Source organism: Streptomyces sp. NPDC050287 (assembly GCF_044459385.1).
Classification (GTDB): Bacteria; Actinomycetota; Actinomycetes; order Streptomycetales; family Streptomycetaceae; genus Streptomyces.
This window is the reverse complement of record NZ_JBITIY010000004.1, coordinates 725,072-747,290: the sequence shown is the minus strand read 5'-3', so window position 1 is coordinate 747,290 and position 22,219 is coordinate 725,072. Positions and strand designations below refer to the sequence as shown.

At 72.9% G+C, this 22,219-nt stretch carries 22 protein-coding genes; 13 read left to right on the top strand and 9 right to left on the bottom strand.

From position 1 onward, the window contains the following. Positions 1-24 precede the first annotated feature (24 nt). The 3 genes from ACIBK3_RS18345 to sigJ all read left to right on the top strand — a co-directional run bounded on the left by ACIBK3_RS18345 (position 25) and on the right by sigJ (position 3,896). A complete protein-coding gene (locus ACIBK3_RS18345) occupies positions 25-1,050 on the top strand; it encodes a LacI family DNA-binding transcriptional regulator (protein WP_399366735.1) in 1,026 nt (341 codons plus the stop codon). A 333-nt stretch (positions 1,051-1,383) separates the two neighbouring features. Beyond that, positions 1,384-2,685: an alpha/beta fold hydrolase gene (locus ACIBK3_RS18340; protein WP_399366733.1), complete on the top strand. Its 1,302-nt coding sequence runs from the start codon at positions 1,384-1,386 to the stop codon at positions 2,683-2,685. Positions 2,686-3,005: 320 nt separating this feature from the next. Beyond that, positions 3,006-3,896, top strand: a complete 891-nt coding sequence (sigJ, locus tag ACIBK3_RS18335; protein ID WP_399366731.1) for an RNA polymerase sigma factor SigJ — start codon at positions 3,006-3,008, stop codon at positions 3,894-3,896. 1 nt (position 3,897) lies between these two features. Here the strand turns inward: sigJ and ACIBK3_RS18330 are convergent, their stop codons facing one another. Beyond that, on the bottom strand, positions 3,898-4,098 hold the full coding sequence (locus ACIBK3_RS18330; protein ID WP_399366729.1) for a DUF5999 family protein: 201 nt from the start codon (positions 4,096-4,098) through the stop codon (positions 3,898-3,900). A 175-nt stretch (positions 4,099-4,273) separates the two neighbouring features. Here ACIBK3_RS18330 and ACIBK3_RS18325 point away from each other — a divergent pair, with 175 nt between their 5' ends. Then, positions 4,274-5,113 (top strand): pentapeptide repeat-containing protein, encoded by an 840-nt coding sequence (locus ACIBK3_RS18325; RefSeq protein WP_399366727.1) that lies wholly within the window; start codon positions 4,274-4,276, stop codon positions 5,111-5,113. An 80-nt stretch (positions 5,114-5,193) separates the two neighbouring features. Further along, positions 5,194-5,919, top strand: coding sequence for a DUF2470 domain-containing protein (locus ACIBK3_RS18320; RefSeq protein WP_399366725.1), 726 nt, complete (start codon positions 5,194-5,196; stop codon positions 5,917-5,919). Here ACIBK3_RS18320 and ACIBK3_RS18315 read toward each other — a convergent pair. From ACIBK3_RS18315 to ACIBK3_RS18305, 3 genes are all read right to left on the bottom strand, one after another. Continuing rightward, positions 5,887-7,083, bottom strand: a complete 1,197-nt coding sequence (locus ACIBK3_RS18315; RefSeq protein WP_399366723.1) for a lactonase family protein — start codon at positions 7,081-7,083, stop codon at positions 5,887-5,889. The two genes, ACIBK3_RS18320 and ACIBK3_RS18315, sit on opposite strands and share 33 nt — an antisense overlap. 126 nt (positions 7,084-7,209) lie before the next feature. Next, the gene (locus ACIBK3_RS18310) at positions 7,210-8,463 is read right to left on the bottom strand and encodes an aromatic acid exporter family protein (RefSeq protein ID WP_399366721.1); all 1,254 of its coding nucleotides are present in this window, start codon (positions 8,461-8,463) and stop codon (positions 7,210-7,212) included. A 148-nt stretch (positions 8,464-8,611) separates the two neighbouring features. Beyond that, the gene (locus tag ACIBK3_RS18305) at positions 8,612-9,106 is read right to left on the bottom strand and encodes an FBP domain-containing protein (protein WP_399366720.1); all 495 of its coding nucleotides are present in this window, start codon (positions 9,104-9,106) and stop codon (positions 8,612-8,614) included. An 86-nt stretch (positions 9,107-9,192) separates the two neighbouring features. Here ACIBK3_RS18305 and ACIBK3_RS18300 point away from each other — a divergent pair, with 86 nt between their 5' ends. From ACIBK3_RS18300 to ACIBK3_RS18285, 4 genes are all read left to right on the top strand, one after another. Continuing rightward, positions 9,193-10,164, top strand: coding sequence for a DUF3626 domain-containing protein (locus tag ACIBK3_RS18300; RefSeq protein WP_399366718.1), 972 nt, complete (start codon positions 9,193-9,195; stop codon positions 10,162-10,164). 169 nt (positions 10,165-10,333) lie between these two features. Continuing rightward, complete coding sequence (locus ACIBK3_RS18295; protein WP_399366716.1) at positions 10,334-11,437, top strand: phosphotransferase family protein; 1,104 nt, start codon at positions 10,334-10,336, stop codon at positions 11,435-11,437. 118 nt (positions 11,438-11,555) lie between these two features. Further along, positions 11,556-12,845, top strand: coding sequence for an ROK family protein (locus ACIBK3_RS18290; protein WP_399366714.1), 1,290 nt, complete (start codon positions 11,556-11,558; stop codon positions 12,843-12,845). Between the two features lie 64 nt (positions 12,846-12,909). Continuing rightward, positions 12,910-13,224, top strand: a complete 315-nt coding sequence (locus tag ACIBK3_RS18285; protein ID WP_399366712.1) for a hypothetical protein — start codon at positions 12,910-12,912, stop codon at positions 13,222-13,224. A gap of 114 nt (positions 13,225-13,338) precedes the next feature. On the opposite strand, the gene ACIBK3_RS18280 is transcribed toward ACIBK3_RS18285, so the two are convergent. After that, on the bottom strand, positions 13,339-14,367 hold the full coding sequence (locus ACIBK3_RS18280; RefSeq protein ID WP_399366710.1) for an SDR family oxidoreductase: 1,029 nt from the start codon (positions 14,365-14,367) through the stop codon (positions 13,339-13,341). A 116-nt stretch (positions 14,368-14,483) separates the two neighbouring features. Here ACIBK3_RS18280 and ACIBK3_RS18275 point away from each other — a divergent pair, with 116 nt between their 5' ends. Then, positions 14,484-15,134: a M15 family metallopeptidase gene (locus ACIBK3_RS18275; RefSeq protein ID WP_399366708.1), complete on the top strand. Its 651-nt coding sequence runs from the start codon at positions 14,484-14,486 to the stop codon at positions 15,132-15,134. Between the two features lie 353 nt (positions 15,135-15,487). On the opposite strand, the gene ACIBK3_RS18270 is transcribed toward ACIBK3_RS18275, so the two are convergent. From ACIBK3_RS18270 to ACIBK3_RS18260, 3 genes are all read right to left on the bottom strand, one after another. Further along, positions 15,488-16,672, bottom strand: coding sequence for an aromatic acid exporter family protein (locus ACIBK3_RS18270; RefSeq protein WP_399366706.1), 1,185 nt, complete (start codon positions 16,670-16,672; stop codon positions 15,488-15,490). A gap of 57 nt (positions 16,673-16,729) precedes the next feature. Beyond that, the gene (locus tag ACIBK3_RS18265) at positions 16,730-17,386 is read right to left on the bottom strand and encodes an HAD family hydrolase (protein WP_399366705.1); all 657 of its coding nucleotides are present in this window, start codon (positions 17,384-17,386) and stop codon (positions 16,730-16,732) included. A gap of 116 nt (positions 17,387-17,502) precedes the next feature. Continuing rightward, positions 17,503-18,540, bottom strand: coding sequence for a PHP domain-containing protein (locus tag ACIBK3_RS18260; protein ID WP_399366703.1), 1,038 nt, complete (start codon positions 18,538-18,540; stop codon positions 17,503-17,505). 158 nt (positions 18,541-18,698) lie between these two features. Between ACIBK3_RS18260 and ACIBK3_RS18255 the strand changes: the two genes are divergently transcribed. From ACIBK3_RS18255 to ACIBK3_RS18245, 3 genes are all read left to right on the top strand, one after another. Beyond that, complete coding sequence (locus ACIBK3_RS18255) at positions 18,699-19,508, top strand: SDR family oxidoreductase (RefSeq protein ID WP_399366701.1); 810 nt, start codon at positions 18,699-18,701, stop codon at positions 19,506-19,508. 63 nt (positions 19,509-19,571) lie between these two features. Beyond that, positions 19,572-20,588 carry a DNA topoisomerase IB gene (locus ACIBK3_RS18250; RefSeq protein ID WP_399366699.1) on the top strand — a complete coding sequence of 339 codons (1,017 nt, stop codon included), beginning with the start codon at positions 19,572-19,574 and terminating at the stop codon, positions 20,586-20,588. A gap of 43 nt (positions 20,589-20,631) precedes the next feature. Then, on the top strand, positions 20,632-20,868 hold the full coding sequence (locus tag ACIBK3_RS18245; RefSeq protein ID WP_399366697.1) for a hypothetical protein: 237 nt from the start codon (positions 20,632-20,634) through the stop codon (positions 20,866-20,868). A 9-nt stretch (positions 20,869-20,877) separates the two neighbouring features. Here the strand turns inward: ACIBK3_RS18245 and ACIBK3_RS18240 are convergent, their stop codons facing one another. Next, a complete protein-coding gene (locus ACIBK3_RS18240; RefSeq protein ID WP_399366695.1) occupies positions 20,878-22,107 on the bottom strand; it encodes a ricin-type beta-trefoil lectin domain protein in 1,230 nt (409 codons plus the stop codon). Positions 22,108-22,219: the final 112 nt, after the last annotated feature.

Sequence of the window (22,219 nt, the reverse complement as noted above, 5' to 3'; positions counted from 1 at the left end):
CGCCGCCTTGGAGGTACCTGCCTGATGGCGCATTCGGTGGGTATCAAGGACGTCGCCCGTGCCGCCGGGGTCTCCGTCGGCACGGTGTCGAACGTCATCAACCGCCCGGACACGGTCGCCACCGAGACCCGGGCGCGGGTGCTGTCGGCGATAGACCGGCTCGGCTACGTCCGCAGCGAGTCCGCGCGTCAGCTGCGCGCGGGCCGCAGCCGGATCATGGGGCTGCTCGTCCTCGACATGGGCAACCCCTTCTTCGTCGACGTCGCGCGCGGTGCCGAGCGGGCCGCGCGTGAGGCCGGACTCGGTGTGATGGTGTGCAACAGCGCCCAGAACCCGGGCGAGGAGGCCGACTACCTCTCGCTCTTCGCCGAGCAGCGGGTGCGGGGCGTGCTGCTGACGCCCGCGGACGCGTCCGGCCGCAACATCGAGACGTTCCGCCGCCACGGCATCCCGTTCGTCCTCGTCGACCGGGTCGCCGAGGGCACCACCGAGTGCTCGGTCTCCGTCGACGACGTGGCGGGCGGCGCCCTCGCGGTACGCCACCTCGTCGACGCCGGCCACCGCTCCCTCGCGTACGTCAGCGGGCCGCCCGGACTCAACCAGGTCCGTGACCGTCGGACGGGCGCCCTGAACGCGCTCGCCGAGGCCGGTCTCGGCCCGGGCGCGCTGCGCGAACTGCCCACGGACCGGCTCGACGTGGCCGCCGGCCGGGACGCGGGCGCGCGCCTGCTCGGCCTCGCCGACCGCCCCACCGCCGTGTTCTGCGCCAACGACCTGCTCGCCCTCGGTGTCCTGCAGGCCATGTACGCGGCCGGTGTCGGCGTCCCCGACGACCTCGCGATCGTCGGCTACGACGACATCGAGTTCGCCGCCGCCGCGGCCGTCCCGCTCACCTCGGTCCGCCAGCCCGCCGTCACCATGGGCGCCCTGGCCGCCGAGCTCCTCCTCGAGGAGACCGAGGCGGAGACCGCACCCCGCGCGCACGAGCACCGCCGGGTGGTGCTCCAGCCCGAACTGGTGGTACGACGCTCGAGCCTGTCGGCACGCTGAACCAGTGACGGGTCGGCGGGGCGCCGGGCCCTGAGCAGCGGGCCGACCGGGTGGTGATCCCCGGCCCCTGTCGGCGCGCCGTACCCGGCCGGGCAGGGGGGCGCCGGCGCGTGAGCGGGACGACCGGGGTGTGATGCCCGGCCCTGTCGGCGCGCTGAAACAGGTGACGCAGGGCTCCCCCTTTGAGCAGGCCGACCCGGGGGAGCTGACGCCCGGCCCGCTCAGCACGCTGAACCGCCATTCAGCACGATTTCATGATCCCGGGGGTCGGCCGCCGGAGGAACATGTGCTGAACTGGGACGCGCCCGTAATCCGTCCGTCCCGGGAGCCCTGTTGAGCCTCACCTACCGCCAGCCCGGCGTCGTCCTCACCGACCGGCGCTTCACCGTGCCCCTCGACCACGACGACCCGGCGGGGGAGAGCATCGAGCTCTACGCCCGCGAGGTCGTCGGGAGCGACAAGGCGCACCAGGACCTGCCGTGGCTGGTCTACCTGCAGGGCGGCCCCGGCTTCGGCGCGAACCGTTTCGTCGGCAAGCAGGCCTGGCTCGGCCGCGCGCTCAAGGAGTTCCGCGTCCTGCTCCTGGACCAGCGCGGCACCGGCCACTCCACCCCCGCCAACCGGCAGACCCTCCCGCTGCGCGGCGGCCCCGCCGCACAGGCCGACTACCTCGCCCGCTTCCGCGCCGACGCTATCGTGCGGGACTGCGAGGCGATCCGCCCGTCCGTCACCGGCGGCGCCCCCTGGACCGTCCTCGGCCAGAGCTTCGGCGGCTTCTGCGCGGTGCGCTACCTCTCCACCGCCCCCGAAGGCCTGCGCGCCGCCGTGATCACCGGCGGCCTGCCCTCCCTCGACGCCCACGCCGACGACGTCTACCGGGCCGCCTACCCCCGGATCGAACGCAAGGTCGCCGCGCACTACGCCCGCTACCCGCAGGACATCGAACGAGCCCGGCAGATCGCCGAGTACGTCCTGCACCACGAGCCGGTCCTGCCGGGCGGCTACCGCCTCACCGCCGAGGCCTTCCAGTCCCTCGGCATCCTCCTCGGCGGCGGCGAGGGCAGCCACCGCCTGCACTACCTCCTGGAACACGCCTTCGTCCGCACCCCGCAGGGCACCGCCCTGTCCGACGCCTTCCAGGAAGAGGTCCAGGGCCTCCTGTCGTACGCGGGCCACCCGCTCTACGCCCTGATCCACGAGGCGACCTACGGCCAGGACGAGCGCCCCACCGCCTGGGCGGCAGAACGGGTGCGCGCCGAGTTCCCCCAGTTCGACGCCGCCAAGACCCTCGCGGGCGACGGCCCTGTGCTGTTCACCGGCGAGTCCGTCCACCCCTGGACGTTCGACTGCGACCCGGCGCTGCGCCCGCTGCGCGAGACCGCCGACCTGCTCGCCGCCCGCACCGACTGGACGCCCCTGTACGACCCGGCCCGCCTCGCCGCCAACGAGGTGCCGGTCGCGGCGGCCGTCTACCACGACGACATGTACGTGGACACCGCCCACGCCCTGACCACGGCCCGCGCGATCCGCGGTCTGCGCACCTGGGTCACCGACGAGTTCGAGCACGACGGCCTCCGGGCGGGCGGCCCCCGCGTCCTGGACCGCCTGCTGGCGCTGACCCGCGACGAGGTGTGAGGCCACCTCCCATGGCGCCGGACGCCGGACGCCCGCCGTCACCGGCTTGCTGTCACCGGCTGATGTCAGGGTCCGGACCGGCCCGCGTACGCAGGGGGCTTCCTGACGGGGAAGGCCGCCGCGACCGGTGAGCGGTTCGACGGGAGGCCGGGCGTCGCGTTCGAGGTCTTCGCACGGTAGCCCCGGGCCCTCGGCCCAGGGTGAGGGCCCGGCGACGCCGATCGGGTGCCTGTGCGGAAACGGCTTTCACAGCGCGGCGCGGGCGTGGTTGGATCATCGGGCTTCACAGGGCACAGGGCCGGCCGGACATGGGGGACGGTATGAACGAGACGGAACTGCTGGCGGACCGCTTCGAGGAACACCGCGGGCAGTTGCGAGCGGTGGCCTACCGCATGCTCGGCTCCCTGGCCGAAGCCGAGGACGCGGTTCAGGAGACCTGGCTGAAGCTGAGCCGTGTCGACGCGGGGGAGATCCGCAACCTCGGCGGCTGGCTGACCACCGTGGTCGGCCGGGTCTGCCTCGACATGCTGCGCTCGCGCACCGCCCGTCGCGAGGACCCCCTGGACGACACCCACGTCCCCGACCCCGTCATCCGCCCTCTCGTGCAGGCCGACCCGGAGCAGGAGGTTCTCCAGGCCGACGCGGTGGGCATCGCCCTGATGATCGTCCTGGAAACCCTGGAGCCCGCCGAGCGGCTCGCGTTCGTGCTGCACGACTTGTTCGCGGTGCCCTTCGACGACATCGCGCCGATCGTGGACCGCAGTTCGGCCGCCACCCGTCAACTCGCCAGCCGCGCCCGGCGCCGGGTACAGGGAGCCACTCCCTCGGCCGAGCTGGACCTGGGCCGGCAGCGCCAGGTCCTCGACGCCTTCCTGGCCGCCAGCCTGGCCGGGGACTTCGAGGCGCTGGTCGCCGTACTCCACCCCGATGTCGTCCTGCGGGTCGACTCCGGGGCGCTGGCCGGGCTGGCCGCGTCGAAGCTGGTGCACGGAGCCAGGACGGTCGCCGAACAGGCCATGCTGTTCCGGCAGTTCGCCCCTCTCGCGCGGATGGCGCTCATCAACGACGCGGTCGGCTTCGTCAACGTCGTCGAGGGACGGGCGCAGTCGGTCATGGGCGTCACCGTCGTCGACGGCCGGATCACCGAGATGTACATCCTGGCCGACCCCGAGCGTCTCGCGGGCCTCGAACTGCCGGACGCCCTCGACTGAGTCAGGCGGCCACGCCCAGCGCGAGCGAGGGGCGGCGCGGGCCCACCACCCGCCCGTCCGGCAGGAGTGCACCGGTGTCGTCGAAGACGATGGTGCCGTTGCACAGCAGGCTCCAGCCCTGTTCGGGGTGGGCCGAGACGATGACGGCCGTGCGGTGGTCGGGACTGTCCGCGGCGGGGCACGCCGGCTGGTGACTGCACATGACGTCTCTCCTCGATCCGGATGGGCTCCTGCCTCGGTCGGCTCGTACCACTGTGATAGCCGAGCTTGTTTTCCGTTGGATGAGGAGACCCCCACAGCGGCGGAAACGCGTCGGTGAGTTCTTGTTCCGACGGGCGGCGGCCGGGACATGACCTGCGGGTAAGTACGCTGGCGGGATGCCAGACCATACGAGAGACCGGGCCGAAGCGGCCGGCCTGCGCGGGGACTGCGAGCGGTGCTTCGGCCTGTGCTGCGTGGCCCTGCCCTTCGCCGCCTCGGCGGACTTCGCGATCGACAAGCAGGCCGGAAAGCCCTGCCCGAACCTCCGGGGCGACCACCGCTGCGGTATCCACGCCGAGTTGCGGACCCGCGGCTTCACCGGCTGCACGGTCTACGACTGCTTCGGCGCGGGGCAGAAGGTCTCGCAGCTCACCTTCGGCGGACAGGACTGGCGTACCGGATCGCGTGAGCAGGTCCGGCGGATGGCCGATGTCTTCCCGGTCGTCCGCCAGCTCCACGAACTGCTGTGGTACCTCACCGAGGCTCTCACCCTGCCGGCCGCCCGCCCGGTCGTCGCCGACCTGCGCCGCGCCCTGCGCAAGACCGAGGAGCTCACCCGTCAAACCCCGGAAGAACTCCTGGCGTTGGACGTCGGCGCCCACCGTCAGGAGGTCAACGTCCTGCTGCTGAGGACCAGCGAGCTGGCGCGAGCGGGCACGGGCGGCAGGAAGAAGAACCGGCGAGGCGCCGACCTGATGGGCGCCCGTCTGCGAGGAGCCGACCTCGCCGGAGCCGATCTTCGGGGCGCCTACCTCATCGCCGCCGACCTCACCGGCGCGGATCTGCGCGGCGCGGACCTGATAGGTGCCGACCTGCGCGACGCCGACCTCACGGACGCGGACCTCACCGGCGCCTTCTTCCTCACCCAGCCCCAGCTGAACGCGGCCAAAGGCGGGCCGGGCACACGACTGCCGGAGTCGGTCTCGCGGCCGGTGCACTGGAGGGCGCGGCCCTGACGACATCGCGGGGTCTCTCCATGATTGGCTTCGCCCCCGATCTTCGATAGGTTAGGCAAGCCTTACCTAAGGAGTTTCCGATGGATGACAGCCAGAGCCGGCGCGCCGCGCCGTCCGTGGCGGAGCGGGCCCGGTCGGTGCTCGCCACCGCGTGGTCCTGTGCGGTGACCGCGGAAGGCGGACGCGAGGAGCTCGTCGGCGCGCACACCGTGACCGAGGACGGCCGGGTGCTCTTGGAGGCGCCCGAGGACAGCACCCTGCTCGCGGCGGCCGTCTGCGCGCCGCGCGGCGAGCCGTCCGCGGTCGTGGAGTTCGCCGACGTCGCGCCCGTCCCCATACGCCGCCGGATCCGTGCCCGGCTCTGGATGGCCGGCCGGCTCGTCCCCGAGGGCGGCCGCCCGGCGTTCGAAGCCTCGCGGGTGGTGCTGCGCCAGGAGTCCGGCGCGAGTGTCGTCGACCTCGACGAGTTCACCGCCGCCGCGCCCGACCCGCTGGCCACCGCCGAGGCCCGCCTGCTCACCCACCTCGCCGACCGCCACGCCGACGCGGTCGAACGGCTGACCCGGCTGGTGGACTCCGACAGCCTGCGGGGCGCCGTCCGCGTGCGGCCCCTCGCCGTCGACCGGCACGGACTGACGCTGCGCATCGAGCGCGCCCGCGCCCACGGAGACGTACGACTGGCGTTCCACGCCCCCGCCGACGACGTCGCCCGGCTCACCGAACGCATACACGTCCTGCTCGGCCAGGCCGGTGCCGCCTCCACCCCGCGGGCGCTACAGCGGCAGCGCGCAGACGGCGACGGGTGAGCTGAACGGCTCGCCCGCGAGCCGGAGTCCACCGTCGCGCACGTTCACCCGGAACACGCTCACCGTGGACGACTTCTGGTTCGCCGCGAACAGCAGCGACCCGTCGGGCGAGAAGGCGATCTGCCGCGGGAAGTCACCCGACACCGGCACCGTGTCCAGCAGCCTGAGCCGGGCCCCCTCCGCCTCCACCGCGTACCGCGTGAGGCTGTTGTGGCCGCGGTTGGCGAGGTAGGCGTACGCGCCGTTCGAGGTCACCAGGATCTGCGCCGGATAGTTGGTGCCCGAGCCCGTGCCCGTCGACTGGGCCTCGCCCACCGTGAGCCGGCCGGTGCCCGGATCGTAGGCGCAGACCGCGACCGTGTTGTCCACCTCGTTCGCCAGGTAGGCGTGGCGGCCCTTCGGATGGAAGGTGAGGTGCCGCGGTCCGGCGCCCGCACGGGTGTGGGCCCGCGCGACCTCGCTGAGCCGGCCGGACTTCTCGTCCAGGCGGTACGTGTACACCGTGTCCGTGCCCAGATCCACGGCGAGCACATGGCCGCCGTCGGGACTCGTGACGACCTGGTGCGCGTGCGGCCCCTCCTGCCCCGGCCCGGGCGACGGACTGGAGTGCGTGACGAGGTCGGTGCGCTCACCGAGCGCGCCCGAGGCGTCGATCGGATGCACGGCCACGCTGCCGGAGCCGTAGTTCGCGCTGAGCAGCCAGCGCCCGCCCGGATGCACCGACAGATGGCAGGGACCCGCACCGCCGGTGCTCCGGCTTCCCAGGACCTCGCGGTCGGCCAGGCGTACGGCGGTCACCGCGCCGTCCTCGCGCTCGTTCACCGCGTACAGCGTGCGCCCGTCGGGGTGCACCGCGAGATACGACGGGTCGCCGACGCCGGTGAGGGTTCCGGTTCCCGTGATGCGGCCGCTGTCGGCGTCGTAGGCGGCGAGACCGATGCCCTTGCCGCCGCCCTCGACCGAGGTGTAGGTGCCGAGGCAGAGCGGTCGGGGACCTGTGGGGCGGCCGGTCGCGCCAGGTGTGGCCGCGGTGCCCGGGGAGCCCGCGGCGCTCGATCCTGCCCCCGACGGCGGGACGTCGCCGCATGCGGGCAGCCCCGACCCGGCGGCCGTCCCCGCGAGGGCACCGACGAAGCGCCGCCTGCTCCAGCCGCCCGTGCTCATGTCCCACCTCAGGTTCTCGCTCGTCGCGGTCGCGAACAGCCACCTTGACGCGGATCGCCCGTCACGTGCAACACCAGCCTCCCGCGTTGCGCTGGGCGCGAGCGTGGGGCGTGCCGACGAGCGACGTCACCTGGACTGGCGTCCGGACGCCGTGCGATCACGGCGCAGCTGGGCGGGCACGTGCAGGCTGTCCCGCAGCCGGGTGAGGCGCGGCATCCGTTCGCGCTGCTCGCGGGAAGTGCGGTCCAGCTCCTCCAGCAGCCTGCGCGAGCGGTGCTCCGTGTCCAGCTCGTCGAGGATGCGGTTCACCTCCGTCAGCACCGCCCCCTCCAGCTGCCACTGGCTCGCGTCGCGCTGGACCTCCTCCAGCAGCAGCTGGGCCAGCTTGTCGCGGGTGGCCGAGGCCTGCCGCAGCTCGGCGGTCAGCCGGGACTCCGCCGCGTCGGCGTTCTGGCTGACATCCGCGGTGACCAGCACCGCGAAGCTCACCACGGCATCGGCGATCTCCGACAGCAGCTGCTCCACGGCGGCGCCGGTCTGCGGCCCGAACAGCGGGTCGGGGTCGCGTTCCTTGGCGAGGTCGGTGAAGGTGCGCGCGAGCACCCGCAGCACGACCGTGCAGATCTCCAGCGTGTCCAGCCCGGTACGCAGCACCACCCGGTGCAGCAGGCCCTCCTTGACCCGGGGATTGAGCCGCAGACTGTCCTCGGCCTGCCGCAGGGCCGCGTCCACCTCGACGATGTCGTGGTCGAGCCGGCGTGCCTCGTGCAGCCGTTCGGTCGCGTGCTCTACGGGCGTACGGCCCGCGGCCTCCTCGCCCATCCGCAGCATCAGCTGCCGGACCCGGCGGGCCAGTCCCTCGATGGACGCCCCGGCCTCGCCCACCCACACCGGGGGAGCGAGCAGCAGATTGCAGCCGAGGCCGACGACCGCGCCGATCAGCGTCTCCAGGACACGCGCCCACGCCGTGTTCCCCACGGTGGTGACGCCGAGCACCAGCATCGCGCTGATCGCCACCTCGTTCACGAACTCGTCGACCCGCACCAGGTGCCCGACGGCCAGCGCCGCCAGGATCACGAGCGCCAGGCTCCACCAGGTCAGGCCCACCAGCAGACTGAAGGCGATGGCGACCAGGACCCCGGCAACGACGGAGTTCACCCGGCGGATACCGGTGGTGAGCGTGGAGTAGAGGGTGACCTGGACGACCAGCAGGGCTGTCAGCGGTGCGGTGAGCGGAGCCGCCTCGGGGCTGAGGCGCAGCGCGACCACATAGGCGACCGTCGCCGCGGTGGCCGACCGCAGCGCCTGCACGACCGCGGGGTCCCGGTGCAGCCGCACGAACCGCACGAGGGGCGCCGCCCACTCACGTACATCTCGCATCCTTTGGGCTGCCCCTTTCACAGATGTACCGAAAGTACGCATTGAGGACCGTAATTGTCCGCAAGGAAGCGTAGGTTGTCGTTCCGGTACGCCAGTGTGCCGTAGACCGGCGAGAGAGCCGGAGCCCGAGCGGGCGTGGGTCGGCGGGTCAGGTGTACAGCTTGTCGAGGAAGGCCGACAGGTTGCGCGTCGTGCGGGCGATCTGCTCCTCCAGGGTGAGGCTCTCCTCGAAGCGGGCCCCGGAGTCCGGGATCTTCCTGCCGCGGACGTAGAGGGAGCAGGCGAGGTCGGTGCACATGTACAGGCCGACCGAGTTGCCCTCGCGGCCCGCCGGACCCGCCTTGCGGGCGGTCATCAGCGAGACACCGCCTCCCGGATGGGTGGTCAGACACAGCGAACACATGCTGCGGTGCAGGAACCCGTGCTGGGAGGAGGGGAAACGCAGGGTCACGCCGACGAGCTTCCCGGTCAGTTCGGTGACCAGACAGCTGCGGTCGGGTGCGCCGGGATCTCGCCAGCCCAGGAAGTCGAGGTGGTCCCAGGGGAGTTCACCGAGGTTCCGCGGTACGGCCAGCCGCTTTGCCTCTCCCTTCGAGCAGTTGACAAATGAGTTGCGGATGTCGTGCTCGGTGAGTGGTCTCATAGGGAGCCTCCTGCGGGACACGGTGACTGAAACCTAGGGGGGCTAGGTTTCCGGCTAGGGTACGCAGGCAAGGTGGGGAGAAGCCAATGGAATTCGGAGATGTCCCGTCGCCGCGGGCGCGAGCCGCACTGCTTCATGTGGCAGCTCTCTCCGAGGGGGTGGCCGTCGCTCCCGACGTGCGCGTCACGCTGAACTTCCACCCGGACCGGCTGGTGCGCGCACGGAACGTCGTCGAGGCGCTGGCCCAGGACGGCACGTACCACTCGCAGTTCGTCACGGGCACCAGCAACGGCGGTCTCACCGCACACTCCGGCGGTGACCGCTGGCGCTGGGAGAGCCGGATCTTCGCGGGCGCCTACGACGACGCGGACGCTTGGGAGCGTCCCGTGTACGGGGCGCTGAACTTCCGCCGTCAGGTGGTCGGCGCCGCCCCGCGCTTCGGCTCCTCGCACTTCCGGCTCACCCGTGCCGCGCTCGCCCGGACCACCTTCTGCTACCCGGACAGCGCCGCCGAGCCGGCCGACTTCGGGGTCGCGGCGGGAATGTCCCTGATCGCGCTGGCCGAGGCGGACGAGCAGGACGCCCTCAACGACTACATCGAGGCCCAGGTCCACGCAGGTGTCCGCCTCGCGCAGGACGTGGAGGCGCTGGTCCTCGACGCGTGCTATCGCGGAACGTCCGTCGAGGCGGCGGCCCGGCTGCTGCCCTGCCCGGTCGAGTGGCACCCCGGGTACCGGATCGCCGTGGCCGAGTTGTACCGCCACGCCGACTACCGCGGCCGGGAGTACGCCGACCTCGGCGCCCGTATCGCCGAGGACGGCTGGATCGATCCGCGGATCATCGGAGACGCCGCCCGCACAGGTCGGTACCGGCTCCAGGATCTGAAGATGGTCTGGCACACCCTCGCCCGCTTCGGCGCACCGGAGGGCGCGGGTACGGCCTGCTCCGGCGGTACGGCTCCTGCCGCAACCCCCGCTCGAATCGCGGTGGTGGCCGATGACGTGGCGGCGGCGGGTGCCGGGGGCGGGGCCCGCGGCGCCGGCATGCCCAGGGCGTAGGCGCCCGACCGGGGTTCCGGGAGGCGTTCCGTACGCTGTACCCCGAGCGTGTGCCGGACGCCGACGGGTCGGTTGTCGAGCAGTGGCTCAACGGGCTGGTGGGGAAGGCCGCCACGCCGAGGACGTGTGCGCGGTCGGCTGACCGGAGACAGGGAAGGGGCGGGCGCGCGTGGCGGACACCGTGGACTCGGCTGACTCGGCGGACTCGGCGGACTCGGCGAGTTGGTCGGATGCCGGGGCTCCGGCGGGGCAGGCGGGCCCCGGGGACTCGGCCGGCGCAGCCGGTGCCTGGCAGCGGGCGCGGGGTGTGCTGGACGCCGCCCGCCTCGACCCCGACCGGCTCGCGCGGGTCCGTCCGCTGACCGGCGGCACGTACAACGCCGTCGAGGAACTCCTGCTCACCGACGGCAGCCGGTATGTGCTGAAGGTCGCGCCCGCCGCGACCGTTCCCGGTCTGCGCCACGAGCGCGGACTGCTGCTCGCCGAGGCGGAGTTCTACCGTGGGGCCGCCGAGGCCGGTGTCGCGGCGCCGCACGTCATCCCGCTCCGCGGGGAAACGGACACGCACCTGCTGATGACGGCCTTGCCGGGCGAGCCCTGGAACGGCGAGTTCACCGAGGCCGAACAGACTGATCTGCGCACCGAGTTGGGCCGCCAGGTCGCCCGTCTGCATGAGGTGACCGGGCCCGACTTCGGTTATCCGTCCGGCGCTCTCGGCCCGCTCGCCCCCGACTGGCGCACCGCCTTCACCGCCATGACGGAGGCCGTACTCGCCGACGCCCGCCACTACCGGCCCCGCCTGCCCCGCCCCGTCGACGAGATGGCCCGAACCCTGCGGTCGGCCCACCCCGTACTGGACGAGGTCACCGTCCCCCGTCTCGTCCACTTCGACCTGTGGCCGGGGAACATCCTGGTGGACCGCCCGACGGGGCAGGCGCCCCGGATCGGCGGACTGATCGACGGGGAGCGCATGTTCTGGGGCGACCCGCTGGCCGACTTCGTCTCCCTGGCCCTGCTGGGGGACATCAAGAAGGACGACGCGTTCCTCGCGGGCTACCGGGAGGCCGGCGGCCGGGCGGAGTTCGACGGCCCCGCCCGCCTCCGCCTCGCCCTCTACCGCGCCTACCTCTACCTGATCATGCTCACGGAGACGATCCCGCGAGGCGCGGACGTCGACCAGGCTCGATGGGTGCAGGAGACGGTCGCTCCGGAACTCGTCGCGGCCTTGGAGGAGATCGACGCGCTCACGCGTGCTGAGTTCAGAACCGCTTAGTTGAACCACTGAGTCAAACCGCTTGGTTCAGAACCTGAATTAAGAAAAGAAGGAAAGACGCGTCCGACGGCCCGGCAGAGGTATGTTGCCGGTCGGGGGCGGGTTCGGAAGGAGCCACATGGCGGTGCGGAACGGGCGTACGGTACGCGACCTCAGGCGGGCCAACCGCACGGCCGTGTTGCAACGTCTGTACTTCGACGGCCCTCTCAGCCGCTTCGACCTCGGCCCGGCGACCGGGCTGAGCTCCGGCTCGGTGAGCAACGTCGTCGCCGACCTGGTCGCCGACGGTCTGATCGAGGAGGCCGGCAGCGTCGACTCCGACGGCGGCCGCCCGCGCACCCTGCTGCGGGTGGTTCCCGGCAGCGGCCACATGATCGGCGTGGACGTCGGCGAGACCCGGGTACGGATCGAGCTGTTCGACCTGACGCTCACCGAACTCGCCCGCGCGGAACGCCCGTTGGCGCAACAGCGGTATGAGGTGGAGGGCATCGTCGGCCACATCCGCGACGGCGTCTCCGAGGTGCTGGCGCAGACCGGTGTCGCTCCCGAGCAGCTCCTCGGCGTCGGCATCGGCGTCCCCGGCATCGTCGAACACACCCCGGAGCACGGAGCCGTCGTCCACGGGCAGACCATCGGCTGGGACGCGGTCCCGCTCGAAGCGCTGCTGCGCACCGGCTCCCGACTCCCCGACGGCGTGCGGTACTTCATCGACAACGGGGCCCGTACCCTCGGCCAGGCCGAGATGTGGTTCGGCGGCGGACGCGGCGCCCGCAACGCGGTCGTGGTCCTCTTCGGCTCCGGCGTCGGCGCCTGCCTGGTGACACCCGAGGTGGAGCACGGGCGCGCGGTCGAGTGGGGACATCTGACGGTACGGGTGCGCGGTCGGCGCTGCCGGTGCGGTGCGCTCGGCTGCCTGGAGGCCTACGCGGGCGCCGAGTCGCTGCTGCGACGCTGGCGCGAGGAGGGCGGACAGCCCCCCGAGGGCACCGACGAGGAGACCGCGCTCACCGCGATGCTGGCCGCCGCCTATCCGGCCGAGGGCGGCGAGGCCGACCCCGTCGCGCTCGCCGTCCTGGAGGAGACCGCCGAGTACCTGGGCGCCGGCCTGTCCGACCTGATCAACCTCTTCCAGCCCGAGCGCATCCTCATCGGCGGCTGGGCGGGGCTCCAGGTGGGCGCACGGTTCCTGCCCGCCGTACGGCGGCACGCGACGGCGTACGCCCTGCGGCACCCGGCCGAGAAGGTGACGGTCGACCTCGGGCGCCTCGGGCCGGACGCGGTCACCGTCGGGGCCGCGATCCTGCCGCTCGCCGATTTCTTCGCGCGCGGCGGGCGGCGTCCCGAGCCGGTGCCGGAGGGGCCCGCGCCGGCCTGGCGCACGGCGCTGGCGGAGCGGGCGCCGCACTGACGTTTCGCTGGTCAGCGCGGAGGTACTCGCGTGGCGCCCCGAACCCCAGGCAAGGGAGTGCGCCGTGGACGACCACCGCAACGAAGGACCCGGCGAGAACGGAGTGCCCGTCCCGCGGGACATGCCGGACCAGCAGGCTCACGACGGCGAGGACCCCTGGGAGGTCGGCTCCGGCGGTGCGCAGGGCGACACCGCCGACGCCGCCGACGCCGCGAAGGCCGCGAAGGCGGGTGGATCCAGTGCGTCGACGTCGACGGACGCCGACGAGTCAGCGGGCGACGTCCCCGACACGGACGAGTCCGGGACCGGCCGGCGAGGAACCCCGCACTCGGGCTCCGCGAACCCCGAGCACCCGGTTCCGGACGAACCTTCCGCATGACCGTGACCGCGTACGTCGTGACCGCTTACCTCTGAAGGGCCGCGCATACCTCTGAGCGGCCGCACAACGGACCGCTCAGGGGTAGGTAACGGACCGCTCAGGGGTAGGTTCCGGTCAGCCCACCTTGCGCCCCTGCATCGGCTCCGTCTTCGCCCCGGCGCCCTGCTGCATGCCGTGCAGGAACTCCTCCAGGACCCGCGTCGACGTGTGCTCCGGGCGCCAGCCCAGTTCCGTACGGGCACGGGTGCAGTCCATCAGGGGCAGCCTGAGGACCGCGTCGAAGAGCTGGGGGGAGGCCGGCAGCAGATGCAGGCCCCACGCCGCGGCGATCGCCGAGCGGGCCGCGGTGCGCGGCAGCCGGACCGGACGGGCGCCGAGCATCTCGCCCAGCAGCTCCACGTCGACGGGCGGCTCGCCCGCCAGATTGAAGGCGCCGTGGACGTCCGGGCGCAGCGCCAGCCGGTACGCCTTCGCCGCGTCGTCCGTGTGCAGCGCCTGCACACGCAGCCCGGGGATGGCCGGGAGGACGGGCAGCAGCTCGGGCCGGGCCAGCGGCCCCGGCAGGAAGCGCCCGCCGAAGATGCGGCGCTGCTCGCTCGCCGACTCCCGCTTGAAGAGGAACGCGGGGCGCATCCGTACGACCCGGACCTTGGGGTGGTCCCGCTCGAACGTGTCCAGGGCCCGCTCCAGATAGGCCTTCTCCCGGCAGTACGCGGCGTCCGGCCAGCCATGGGTCGGCCACGACTCGTCCACCGCGTGCTCCTTCGGCCCCGGAGAGTACGCGCCGACCGACGACGCGTGCACCAGCGTCGGCACCCCGGCCGCCGCCACCGCCTCGAACACCCGGATCGAGCCGAGTACGTTGGTGCGCCAGGTCGCCGCCGGATCATGGGTGGGCTGGAACGCCCAGGCCAGATGGATCACGGCCGCGGCACCCTCGAACTCCTTGACCAGATCGGCCTGGTCGGACGCCAGGTCCACCGTCGACCAGTCCGTCTTCGGCGGCGACCAGTCGGGGAGCCGGCGGGCCAGCCCGCGCACGGAGGCGACCTCCGGATCCTCGGAGAGAAGGCGCACCACGCTGGTGCCGACGTTGCCGGTGGCGCCCGTGACGACGATCCTGCTGTCCGTTGAAGTGGTCACCGTCGACTCCTCACGGCCGTGGGTCGCTGGGGCGCCCCCCGAGTACCCGGCCAAAAGCGATACACGCGGCTCCCGGCACCCTTCCGGCCGGGAAAACGCCACGCGATGATCGCCTCATGAGCGAGATCATCCTGATGTCCGACGCCCGGGTCGCCGCCGTCCCCGTAGAGGAGTGCGGCGAAGCGCTCGTCGACGTACGTGGCGCCCTGCTCGTGGACGACCGCAAGCACGAGGACGCCCACGGCGCCGAGGTCCACCTGCGGCAGGGCCTTCTCGACCGGCTGCTGCGGGCACAGGCCCTGCTGCCCGGCGGGCTGCGGCTGCTCTTCGTCGAGGGGTACCGGCCGCCGGCGCTGCAGCGCCGCTACTTCGAGGAGTACGCCGACGAGTTGCGCGCCGGCTACCCGGACTGGTCCGCCGACAGCATCCGCACGGCGGCCAGCCGCTTTGTGTCCCCGCCCGAGATCGCCCCGCACTCCGCGGGCGCCGCCGTGGACCTGACGCTCGCCGACGCCGACGGCCGCGAACTCGACCTCGGCACCGAGATGAACGCCAGTCCGGAGCAGAGCGACGGCGCCTGCTACACCGCCGCCGCGAACATCACCGCCGAGGCCCGGGCCCTCCGCGCCGTTCTGGGATCGGCGCTGGAGGCGGCCGGGCTCGTCAACTACCCGACGGAGTGGTGGCACTGGTCGTACGGCGACCGCTACTGGGCCCTGGCGGCCGGGGCGTCCGCCGCCCTCTACAGGCCGAAGGAACTCGCCTGACCCGTCGGCCGGCCCCTGTGTCAGGCGGGGAACGCGTTCACGCCCGTCAGGTGCGCCGACAGCTCCCACGGGCGGGCCACCTGCTGCCGGTCCTTCGCCCAGTCCTTCAGGCCGACCCCCGGGACAAGGGAAAGCCCCGACCGGACGGGGGAATCACGGTCGGGGCGGCTCAGGTGTGGGCGCGGATGGCGGTCGCCTCTCGGCGAAAGGCTCCACAGGGCTTCAGCCGAACGATCGTCCCTGTGGGCAAAAGGTGAGGCCCGGGGACACTGTCCCATCCGCACCCACGGTTTGTTCAACGGGCAACCACCCCTGGGTGTTCCCCGGTTGGCCGTGTTCCGGGGTGATCCGGGTCACTGCTCCCCGGCGCCCGGAACGGTCTCGGTCCAGAGGTTCTCGGCCTGCAGCAACAAGGTGCCCAGGACGGTCACCGGGGCGGCCCCCTGGGAGGCGTGCTCACGCAGCTCCTCCTGCAACCGCTCGTACAGGTCCCACATCGCGCCCTCGGTCCCGCCGTCCGGACGGGTGTCCTCGCGGGGGTCCAGCAGCCGGCGGCTCTGAGCGGTGCACGCGTCCGCGATGAGCTCCAGGAGACGGGCGTACGAGCGCAGTGCCGGGCCGTCGGGCGGGGCCGGTGTGCGGCCGTCGTCGGCCGCGACCGTCAGCGTCCGGGTCAGGGCCGTGATGTGGCCGGTGACCCGGCTCCAGCGTTCGTCCTCCTCCGCGGGCGGTACGGACTGCGGCGGGAGCCGACGGACGGCGCGCAGGGGGCCGGCGGTCAGCCGCAGGCTCTCCTGGCTCCAGCCGCGGGCCGACCGCAGCGCGTCCAGGCGCCGCTCCAACCGGGCCGCGCCCCTCGACCAGTGGGCGGCGGTCTGCCCGTCCCAGTCGCCCTCGCTCAGGTCGTCGGCGATGCGGTGCAGCACATCGCCCGCCTCCTGAGGGAGCGCTGCCAGGTTCTCCCGGACGTCCCGCAGATGGATCGGCGGAAAGACGAGGGCGTTGACGGCGACCCCGATCACCGCGCCCAGCACCGCCTGCCCCACCCGATGCCCGACCGCCGACGCCGAGACCGTGCCGGAGGCGAGGGTGAAGACGGCGGTCGTCGCCCCGTAGATGCCCTGGTCGCCGAAGCGGGGCCAGTTCGAGAGCAGCATCAGCACCGGCACGCACAGGGCCAGCGCGCCCAGGGTGTCCCCGGTGAGCGCCTGGGCCCCCGACGCCAGCAGGGTCCCGGCGCAGATGGCCGTGCACTGCTGTGCGGCCTGCCGCAGCGAGCTGAAGACGGTGGCCTGCACCAGCACCAGCGCCACCCAGGGCGCCATCAAGGCCATCGGGTCGCCGAGCCAGTCGCTCGCCACGTACCAGGCGATCAGCGCCGCCGCGGCCGCCTTGAGCGACTGGACCACCAGATCGCGCTCCCGGCCGGGACCGTGCCAGGCGGCCCGGCCGGCCCGCAGGACGGTACGCGCCTCCCGCCGCAGCGCATCGGCCGGACGGCCACCGTGGGGTCGTACCGCATCTGTCACACGCGTCATGCACGGTGGGTATCCGCGCGGACAGTTCCCTCACGCACCCGGGTCACGTCACCCGGGTCACGCCAGCGGGCTGTCCGCCAGGGAGGCCAGCAGGTCCGCGGGGTCGTCGTAGATCTCGGCCGCCCCGGCCTTCTCCAGGTCGGTACGGGGGATGCCGCCGCACAGGACGCCCACGCAGCGCACCCCGGCCCGGCTGCCCGCGCGCATGTCCCAGACGGTGTCCCCGACGAAGACCGCCTGCTCGGCAGGCACGCCGACCAGGTCCAGGGCGTGTCGGACGGGCTCGGGGGAGGGCTTGCCCTCGTCGACGTCGTCGGCGCTCGCCGTGTCGGAGATCGCGTCGTCCGCGTCGATCGCGCGGCGCAGCGCGGACAGTTCGGCGCCGCCCGCCGAGGTGGCGAGCACCACCCTCCAGCCGTCCCGGTGGAGGCGGTGCAGCAGTCGCCCGGCGTCCCGGAACGCCGGCAGCCGGTCGAAGTACTGTCCGTACAACGCCTTGTGGGCGGCGCTGAGTTCCTCGTCCCGGCCCTTGTCCCGGTCGTCGCCGAGGAGGTGGGCGATCAGGTCGGCGGAGCCGAGTCCGACGGCCCGGTGGACGGCGTGCATCGGCACCTCGTGCCCGGCCTGCCGGAAGGCCTCCCACCACGTCACCACGTGCAGGTGGTTGGTGTCGACGAGGGTCCCGTCGACGTCGAACACCGCGGCCCGTCCCATGCGCCCGTCCTCTCGTCCCACACGTCCGTCCTCGCGCCCATGCGCCCGTACCCCTGCGCCCGCCGTGTCGTCCGTACCGACCGAGCGGCATGCAGGGCGTCACGGCGAGTACCCGGTCAGCCGCTCGCCAAGCGGTCCGGAGTGCGGCCCTGACGGGTCCAGGCCAGCAGCTCCTTCATCGACCACGTGGTGACCACGCGCTCCGGCGGCACCCCGCACTCCTCGGCCCGCGCGCACCCGTGGATCTGCCAGTCCAGCTGGCCGGGCGCGTGCGCGTCGGTGTCGACCGAGAACAGCACGCCCGCCTCCAGGGCCGTGCGCAGCAGCCGCCGGGGCGGGTCGAGCCGCTCGGGCCGGCTGTTGATCTCGACGGCCGTGCCGGACTCGGCGCACGCGGCGAACACCTCGTCCGCGTCGAACTCCGACTCGGGCCGCCCCCGCCCCGTCACCAGCCGCCCGGTGCAGTGCCCGAGCACGTCCGCGTGCGGATCGCGTACGGCGGCCACCATGCGCCGGGTCATCGAGCGGGCGTCCATCCGCAGCTTGGAGTGCACGGACACCACCACGACGTCCAGCTGATCGAGCAGTTCGGGCTCCTGGTCGAGCGAGCCGTCCTCGAGGATGTCGCACTCGATTCCGGTCAGCAGCCGGAACGGCGCCCAGGTCTCGTTCAGCTCCGCCACCACCTCCAGCTGGCGGCGCAGCCGCTCCGGCGACAGACCGCGTGCCACGGTCAGCCGGGGCGAGTGGTCGGTCAGCACGGCCCACTCGTGGCCGAGGCCCGCCGCCGCCCGGCCCATCTCCTCGATCGGGCTGCCGCCGTCCGACCAGTCCGAGTGCAGGTGGCAGTCCCCGCGCAACAGGGCCCGCAGCCGTTCTCCGCCCGAGACCAGCGCAGTCTCCGCCTCGCCGGCCAGCTTCTCCAGATAGCCGGGGACCCGGCCCTCCAGCGCCTCGCGCACCACCTGGGCGGTCTTCGGGCCGACGCCCTTGAGCATCTCCAGGGTCCCGGCGCGGGCCCGTTCGCGCACCTCCTCGTCGGGCAGCGCGGACAGCACCCGGGACGCCGTACGGAAGGCGCGCACGCGGTAGGTGGGCTCACGGGACCGTTCCAGCAGGAACGCGATCCGGTCCAGGGCCTCGACGGGGTCCATGGTCACCTCCACCTCCAGAGTTCCCCAGCTCCCCGGGGGCCGCACGACGGGCGGGCCGGCGCCTTCCGCGGGCGGTGCGGCCCGGGGCGGTTTGTCCAGTACCCGGCCGGGTACTGCGATGCCTCATCACCTCGCCCGCGTCCACGAGGAGGCCTGACATGTCCGCTCCCACCGCACCGCGCAGCAAGGTGGCCCTGATCACCGGTGCCGACTCCGGTATCGGCAGGGCCACCGCCGTCCGACTGGCCCGGGCGGGGATGGACGTCGGCATCACCTGGCACAGCGACCTCAAAGGCGCCGAGGAGACCGCCGAGGAGGTCCGCGCCCACGGGCAGCGGGCCGCCGTGGCCCAGATGGACCTGACCCGGCTGCCCACCGCCGCCGGGACCGTCGACGAACTGTGCGACCGGCTCGGCCGCCTCGACGTCCTGGTCAACAACGCCGGTACGGGCACCATGACGCCCTTCCTCGACCTGGAGCCGGCCGACGTCCGCGAGGTCCTCGACGTCGACCTCGTCGGCCCCTTCCTGTGTGGGCAGAAGGCGGCCCGGCACATGATCCGGCAGGGCGACGGGGGCCGGATCGTCAACGTCACCTCCGTCCACGAACACCAGCCGCGGGTGGGCGCGGCGCCGTACTGCGCGGCCAAGGGCGGCCTGGGACTGCTCACCCAGGTCATGGCCCTGGAGCTGGCCGAGTACGGCATCACCGTGAACGCGGTGGCGCCCGGTGAGATCGCCACACCGATGACCGGCCAGGAGGACTCCGACCCGCACACCGAGAACCGTCCCGGCGTCCCCCTCGGCCGCCCCGGCGACGCCCGCGAGGTCGCGGCCGTGATCGCCTTCCTCGCCGGTCCCGAGGCCACGTACGTCACCGGCGCCTCCTGGAGCGTGGACGGCGGCATGCTCCGGATGGGCCCGCAGGCCGGGTCGCACCTGGGCAGCGACGAGTGGCGGCGCCCCTGAGGCGGGAGCGGGGATCTTGAACCCGACGGCAGCGGCAGCGCACCCACCCCAGGACCGACGCCCGTGAGACTGCGCACCACTTCCTGCGACCGCCCCGGCTTCACCCGCGTCCGCCGGGGCCGCGGCTTCCAGTACCGGGACACGGACGGCCGGTCCCTCACCGACCCGGACCACCTCGCACGGATCCGTTCCCTGACCATCCCGCCCGCCTGGCGTGACGTGTGGATCTGCCCCTGGCCCAACGGCCACCTCCAGGCCGTCGGCACCGACGACGCCGGGCGCCGCCAGTACCTGTACCACGAACAGTTCCGGGCCCAGCAGGAGCAGGCCAAGCACGAGCACGTGCGCGAGGTCGCCCGATCCCTGCCCGAGCTGCGGGCCCGGGTCGCCGTCGACCTCGCCGGCCGCGGCCTGAGCCGGGCCCGGGTCACCGCCTGCGCGGTGCGCCTGCTGGATCTCGGCTTCTTCCGGATCGGCAGCGATCGGCACACCCGGGTGAGCGAGACCTACGGCCTGACGACCATGCTCCGCGAGCACGTCACCTGCGGCCGCGGCGAGATCACCTTCAGCTATCCGGCCAAGGGCGGCACCGAGATGGTCCGCGCCCTCGCCGACGAACAGGCACTGGCCGTCGTACGACGGCTGCTGCGGCGCCCGCGCGGCGGGGACCGGCTGCTCGTGTACTGGGAGCGGGGTGCCTGGCACGACCTGCACGGCGGGGACCTGAACGAGGCACTGCGCCGGTTGTCCGGCACCGACATCACCGCGAAGGACTTCCGGACCTGGCATGCCACGGTCCTGGCCGCCGTCGCGCTCGCCGTCACCGCCGAGGACTCCCGAGCCACCCCGGCAGCCCGGCGCCGGCAGACCAGCCGGGCCGTGCGCGAGGTCAGCCACTACCTCGGCAACACCCCCGCGGTGTGCCGCGCCTCCTACATCGACCCGAAGGTCTTCGAACTGTTCGAGGAGGGACAGACCATCGCTCCCGCGCTCACCCGGCTGGGCGAACACGGCCACTTCGGGCGTCCGGCCACCCAGGGCGCGGTCGAGGCGGCGGTCCTCGATCTGCTGGGCGGGTGACGCACGCCTCTCGCTCCGGCGCTTCGCGTTCTACGCTTTTTCCATGACCGAAAGCGCGAGCCCGCACATCGCCCATCCGCGGATCCTGGTGCTCGGTGTACAGCCGGGCACACCGCCGTTCCGCATCGTCGAGATCGACGGCGAGGTCGTCGGCGAGGCGAGGGCCGTCACCGACGTCCTGGAGGCCGCCGCGGCGTTCGGTATCCACATCCACGACCTGGACGACCCGGAGGTGGTCCGCTGGGTGGGCGGGGACAAGTTCACCTGGCACCGGCACTGACCGGCCGGGTCAGCCGACCGTCCACTTCTGGTTGGCCCCGCCCGTGCAGGTCCAGATCTGCAGCCGGGTGCCGTTGGCCGAGCTGTTGCCGGTGGCGTCGAGGCACTTGTCGGCCGGCGGGTTGACGATGTCCCGCGCCGCGCTGACCGTCCATCGCTGGGCGCCGCTTCCGTCGCAGTCCCACAGCTGCACCGGCGTGCCGTCGGCCGTGCCGCCCGAGGCCGCGTCCAGACACTTGCCCAGCGCGCGGATGGTGCCGTCGCCGCCCACGGTCCACTGCTGGGCGGCGGTGCCGTTGCAGTCGTAGAGCTGGACGGGGGTGCCGTTGGCGGAGTTCGCCCCGTCCACGTCCACGCATTTTCCGGCCAGTCCTCTGATCGCCGCGCCGGTGGCCGTGTCGCCGGTCGTCACCGAGACGTGGTCCACCACCAGCTGCTGCGGGAAGACGGTGGAGCCGTCCGGGTCGCCGGGCCAGTAGCCGCCCACCGCCAGGTTCATGATCAGGAAGAACGGCTTGTCGAACACCCAGGTCCGGCCGCCCAGGTCGGCCGGTGTGCGCCGCTGGTAGACGTTTCCGTCCACGGACCAGGTGATCGAGTCCGGCGCCCAGTCGACCGCGAAGGTGTGGAAGGCGTCCGCGAAGGCCTGGCCGTTCGGAAGCGAGTACGCGGCGCCGATGCCGCCGGAGCCGGAGTAACCGGGGCCGTGGATGGTCCCGTGCACGGTGGAGGGTTCGAAGCCGACGTTCTCCATGACGTCGATCTCCCCCGAGTCCGGCCAGTTGACCGGCGTGCCCAGCATCCAGAACGCGGGCCACATGCCCTGCCCGCGCGGGATCTTCATCCGCGCCTCGACGTGCCCGTACCGCGCGGTGAACTTCCCGGAGGTGTTGAGCCGGGCCGAGGTGTACTGGCATCTCCCGTACCAGCACTGGTAGTCGGCCGGGTTCTCCTTGCGGGCCGTGATCACCAGGTGGCCCTGGCCGTCCAGCGCCGCGTTCCTGGTGCCGGACGTGTAGTACTGCCGCTCGTGGTTGTTGACGTTGTCGCCGGTCTCGGTCTGCCACTTCGAGGAGTCGACGGCGGCTCCGGCCGGCCCGTCGAAGGTGTCGGAGAACGTCACCGCGGCCGCGGCCAGGGCCGGCGGATCCGCCTGCGCGGTGCCGGTCGCGGCGGACGCGACCAGCACGGCGGACAGGGCGGCGAGGAGGCAACTGCGGAGCAGGCGTGGACGGGCCACGGCTCTCCCTTCCGTACGGCGGCCGGGTGCGCCGACTGAGGTGGGGGGAAGTGTGCGTCGCCTCTTGATTTAAGAAGTGAGTTAACTCGCCGTCAATGGCTTGGTGCAGACC

Excerpts from the sequence above, each read along its gene's own strand:
- ACIBK3_RS18345 (WP_399366735.1), top strand. The coding sequence starts at position 25 with ATGGCGCATTCGGTGGGTATCAAGGACGTCGCCCGTGCCGCCGGGGTC.
- sigJ (WP_399366731.1), top strand. The coding sequence starts at position 3,006 with ATGAACGAGACGGAACTGCTGGCGGACCGCTTCGAGGAACACCGCGGG.
- ACIBK3_RS18330 (WP_399366729.1), bottom strand. The coding sequence starts at position 4,098 with ATGTGCAGTCACCAGCCGGCGTGCCCCGCCGCGGACAGTCCCGACCAC.
- ACIBK3_RS18325 (WP_399366727.1), top strand. The coding sequence starts at position 4,274 with ATGCCAGACCATACGAGAGACCGGGCCGAAGCGGCCGGCCTGCGCGGG.
- ACIBK3_RS18320 (WP_399366725.1), top strand. The coding sequence starts at position 5,194 with ATGGATGACAGCCAGAGCCGGCGCGCCGCGCCGTCCGTGGCGGAGCGG.
- ACIBK3_RS18315 (WP_399366723.1), bottom strand. The coding sequence starts at position 7,083 with ATGAGCACGGGCGGCTGGAGCAGGCGGCGCTTCGTCGGTGCCCTCGCG.
- ACIBK3_RS18310 (WP_399366721.1), bottom strand. The coding sequence starts at position 8,463 with ATGCGAGATGTACGTGAGTGGGCGGCGCCCCTCGTGCGGTTCGTGCGG.
- ACIBK3_RS18305 (WP_399366720.1), bottom strand. The coding sequence starts at position 9,106 with ATGAGACCACTCACCGAGCACGACATCCGCAACTCATTTGTCAACTGC.
- ACIBK3_RS18300 (WP_399366718.1), top strand. The coding sequence starts at position 9,193 with ATGGAATTCGGAGATGTCCCGTCGCCGCGGGCGCGAGCCGCACTGCTT.
- ACIBK3_RS18290 (WP_399366714.1), top strand. The coding sequence starts at position 11,556 with ATGGCGGTGCGGAACGGGCGTACGGTACGCGACCTCAGGCGGGCCAAC.
- ACIBK3_RS18275 (WP_399366708.1), top strand. The coding sequence starts at position 14,484 with ATGAGCGAGATCATCCTGATGTCCGACGCCCGGGTCGCCGCCGTCCCC.
- ACIBK3_RS18270 (WP_399366706.1), bottom strand. The coding sequence starts at position 16,672 with ATGACGCGTGTGACAGATGCGGTACGACCCCACGGTGGCCGTCCGGCC.
- ACIBK3_RS18265 (WP_399366705.1), bottom strand. The coding sequence starts at position 17,386 with ATGGGACGGGCCGCGGTGTTCGACGTCGACGGGACCCTCGTCGACACC.
- ACIBK3_RS18260 (WP_399366703.1), bottom strand. The coding sequence starts at position 18,540 with ATGGACCCCGTCGAGGCCCTGGACCGGATCGCGTTCCTGCTGGAACGG.
- ACIBK3_RS18255 (WP_399366701.1), top strand. The coding sequence starts at position 18,699 with ATGTCCGCTCCCACCGCACCGCGCAGCAAGGTGGCCCTGATCACCGGT.
- ACIBK3_RS18245 (WP_399366697.1), top strand. The coding sequence starts at position 20,632 with ATGACCGAAAGCGCGAGCCCGCACATCGCCCATCCGCGGATCCTGGTG.